This window comes from Microbacterium sp., assembly GCF_049661145.1.
Taxonomy (GTDB): domain Bacteria; phylum Actinomycetota; class Actinomycetes; order Actinomycetales; family Microbacteriaceae; genus Microbacterium.
The window spans coordinates 1-3,171 of sequence record NZ_JBASZT010000428.1 but is presented as its reverse complement, the minus strand read 5'-3'; the positions used below and the strand labels follow the sequence as shown (position 1 = coordinate 3,171).

The window sequence follows — 3,171 nt, the reverse complement described above, 5'->3', positions numbered from 1 at the left end:
CCGCTGTGCTGCTGCCACCGCTGTTCGCGGTGGGCGGCATCGCCGGGTGGGACTACCGGCTGACGTCTGCGGCACGACGGCGCACGGCGCGCGTCGAGGATGAGTTGCCGACCGTGCTGGAGTTCCTCTCGTTGTGCCTCGCGGCCGGGGAGGGGCTGCGCGACGCGCTGCGACGGGTCGGCGACGTCGGCTCTGGGGTGTTGACCGGGGAGCTGCGGGGCGCCGTGCTCGCCAGCGGCATCGGTTCGAGCCTGCCCGATGCTCTGCTCGCCGTCGCGAAAGGCCTCGACGTCCCGGCCCTGTCCCGTGCCGTCGAGCACCTGGTCGCGGCGATGGATCGCGGCGCGCCCCTCGCGCACGTGCTGCAGGAGCAGGCCGTCGATGCCCGGGAAGACGCCAAACGGGCGCTGCTGGAATCGGCCGGACGCAAGGAGATTCTCATGCTCCTGCCTCTCGTGTTCTTCATCCTCCCGTTGTCGGTGCTGTTCGCCGTGTTCCCGGGCATCGTCATGCTGAAGCTCGGCCTCGGATGAACCGGCGCATCCGTGGGCTGTGGATAACTCGCGAGGCCGTCGCTCGGATTCGTCCACACTCCTGATATGAACAAGGAAAAGAGATCGATCGTCCGTGAGCTGGTCGAGGACGACACGGGAGACGTGCCCGGTTGGGTGCTGGTGACGCTGATGACGGCGGGACTGGTCGTGGCAATCTGGACGCTTGCCGGTCCGGCGCTCGCCGACCTGTTCGCACAGGCGCTCAGCCGCGTCTCCGGTTTCTGACCGTACCGATGCCCGCTCCCGACCGCCTGCTCCAGCGACTGCACGACGATGACGACGGGTCCAGCGTCGTCGAGTTCGTGCTCGTGGGTACGCTCCTGACCGTCCTCACTCTCGCTGTGCTGCAGCTCGCGCTCGCCGTCTATGTGCGCAACGTCGTCCACGACGCCGCCGTCGAGGGCGCGTACCACGGAGCGCTGGCCGACGCGGATGCCGCCGCGGGCGCGGCCCGTGCCGGTGAGCTCATCACGACGGCGGTAGGTGGTGCACTGGATGCGCAGGTGAGTGCATCCGACACGGACAGCGAACGCGGTCCCGAAGTGCAGGTCACCGTCGTCGCGACCCTGCCGCTGGTCGGACTTCTGGGCATCCCCGCGGGAATGGAGGTGACCGGCCGTGCTCCTCGTGAGAGTTTCGACTGAGCCGCCCGGCGCAGAGCCGCCCGGCGATGCGGGGTCGGCGGCGCTCGAGTTCATTCTCGTCGGGCTCGTGCTGCTGGTGCCGATCGTGTACCTGATCGTCGCGCTCGGAGCCATACAGGGCCAAGCCCTCGGCGTCGAGACGGGCGCCCGGCAACTCGCCCGCACGATCGCCTCCGCCCCCGACACCATGACCGCCGATACCCGCACGGAGCGTGTGCTCACCGCAATCGTGGCGGAGTACGGGCTCGACCCGGCCGCGGTGGATGTCGAGATCCGGTGCGCGGCCACCGAGGTGCCCGTGACACGGTGCCCGGCGGCCGGTGCCCTGGTGGCAGTGACGGTGCGCACGGATGTCCCGCTGCCGCTTGTGCCGGCAATCCTCGGTCTCGACCAGGTCGCTCGAGTCCCCGTGGAGGCGACGAGCGTGCAGAAGGTCTCGCGCTTCTGGGTGGAGCCGTGACCGGCTGCCGCCACGTCGCCCCCCGATGGTCCGGTGAGGAAGGCGACGAGGAGGGCAGCGTGCTGCTGCTCACACTCGGGTACGCGATCCTCGCACTCGTCCTCGTGCTCATCTGCGCCGACGCGACGAGCCTGTACCTGGCGCAGAAGCGGGCGGATGCCGCCGCAGACGCCGCCGCGCTCGCCGGCGCAGACGGTTTCGTCCTCACCGTCGTCGGGGGACAGGCCAGCACGCAGTTGACCGACGCGGGCGTCTATGAACAGGCCACGGAGCTGCTGGCCGCGACCGGCACGGCTACGCTCGTGGCGGCATCGTCCCCCGACGGCAACTCGGCGCGGGTCACGGTCGCGATGCAATGGCATCCGCCCGTACTCACGGTGTTCGTCCCCGAGGGGTGGACGCTGCACGCGACCGCGACCAGCCGTACCGTGCTGCGCTGACGGTGCGTGCCGCGCACAGTCAAGCCTCTCGCGACCGTGGCACGAACCGTGGCACCCAGCGCACGAAGGCGGCCGCTCCCGCGAGGCCGATGACCCCGACGACCGCCGTTGACGCGGCGAGGGACAGCGCCGCCGCGATCGCCCAGACGAGCAGCGGCGACAGAGCGCCGCCGGCATCCGTCAATGTCCGCCACGAGCCCAGGAACGGTGCCGGGTCGTGCTGCGGAGCGACGTCGGCACCGAGGGTGAGGAGGATGCCGCTGGACAGGCCGTTGCCGACGCCCAGCACGGCGGCGAACAGCGCGAACCACATCGCCGATTGGGCGAGGTCGTGCGTGAACGAGAGTGCGAGGAAGCCCGCGCCCATCAGCAGCATGGCGGGGAGGGCGGCCCACAGCCGGCCGAACCGGTCCATGACCTGCCCGCTGGCGTAGAACAGCGCGAAGTCGAGCGCTCCGGAGACGCCCACCACGAGGGCGATGGTCTGCGCGTCGAGGCCGATCGAGACGCCCCACAGTGGCAGGACGACCTGGCGCGCCGATCGGACCGCCGAGAGGGATGCCGCCGCGACGCCGAGACGAGACAGCACGCCGCGGTAGCGCCACATCGTGCGGAGCACGCCCTCGCGATGGGGCACAGGGATCGAGCTCGTGACCGGCTCGCCGGTGTCCTCGGCGAGTCGCGAATCGCCCGCGAGTGTCGTCGAGTCCCGCGGGCGACCGCGTGCCGGAACCCGCGTCTCCGGGTCGGGGCCGAGCGCGACGAGGAGGATCATCGCTACGAGGCACGCTCCGAAGAACCACACCGTCGCGTGCTCATCGGCGAATACCGCGAGCAGCGCTGCCGCGATGAAGGGACCTGCGAACATGCCGAGACGGAAGGTGCCCCCCAGCAGCGACAGGGCTCGCGCGCGGAATGTCAGCGGAACGCGCGTCGTCATGAAGGAATGGCGCGCCAGGCCGAACGCGGCCGCGCAGAATCCGATGAGGAACACCGCGGCCGTGAGCACCGGGAGGCTCGGGGCGAGGAGCAGGCCCGCCACGCCGCCGAGCGCGATCACGCCACCCGCGGCC

6 protein-coding genes are annotated in these 3,171 nt (G+C 70.8%); 5 read left to right on the top strand and 1 reads right to left on the bottom strand.

The features are described from left to right. From WBP48_RS17660 to WBP48_RS17640, 5 genes are all read left to right on the top strand, one after another. A partial coding sequence (locus tag WBP48_RS17660; RefSeq protein WP_424442046.1) for a type II secretion system F family protein occupies positions 1-533 on the top strand: 533 nt, incomplete at its 5' end. A 66-nt stretch (positions 534-599) separates the two neighbouring features. Beyond that, the gene (locus WBP48_RS17655; RefSeq protein WP_424442045.1) at positions 600-779 is read left to right on the top strand and encodes a hypothetical protein; all 180 of its coding nucleotides are present in this window, start codon (positions 600-602) and stop codon (positions 777-779) included. A gap of 8 nt (positions 780-787) precedes the next feature. Continuing rightward, positions 788-1,198, top strand: coding sequence for a TadE/TadG family type IV pilus assembly protein (locus WBP48_RS17650; RefSeq protein ID WP_424442044.1), 411 nt, complete (start codon positions 788-790; stop codon positions 1,196-1,198). After that, on the top strand, positions 1,182-1,658 hold the full coding sequence (locus WBP48_RS17645; protein WP_424442043.1) for a TadE family protein: 477 nt from the start codon (positions 1,182-1,184) through the stop codon (positions 1,656-1,658). The genes WBP48_RS17650 and WBP48_RS17645 overlap by 17 nt, the downstream gene beginning before the upstream one ends. A 59-nt stretch (positions 1,659-1,717) precedes the next feature. Further along, positions 1,718-2,098, top strand: coding sequence for a pilus assembly protein TadG-related protein (locus tag WBP48_RS17640; RefSeq protein ID WP_424442042.1), 381 nt, complete (start codon positions 1,718-1,720; stop codon positions 2,096-2,098). A 19-nt stretch (positions 2,099-2,117) separates the two neighbouring features. On the opposite strand, the gene WBP48_RS17635 is transcribed toward WBP48_RS17640, so the two are convergent. Beyond that, positions 2,118-3,171 (bottom strand): MFS transporter (locus tag WBP48_RS17635; RefSeq protein WP_424442041.1); only part of this gene is annotated, 1,054 nt, incomplete at its 5' end.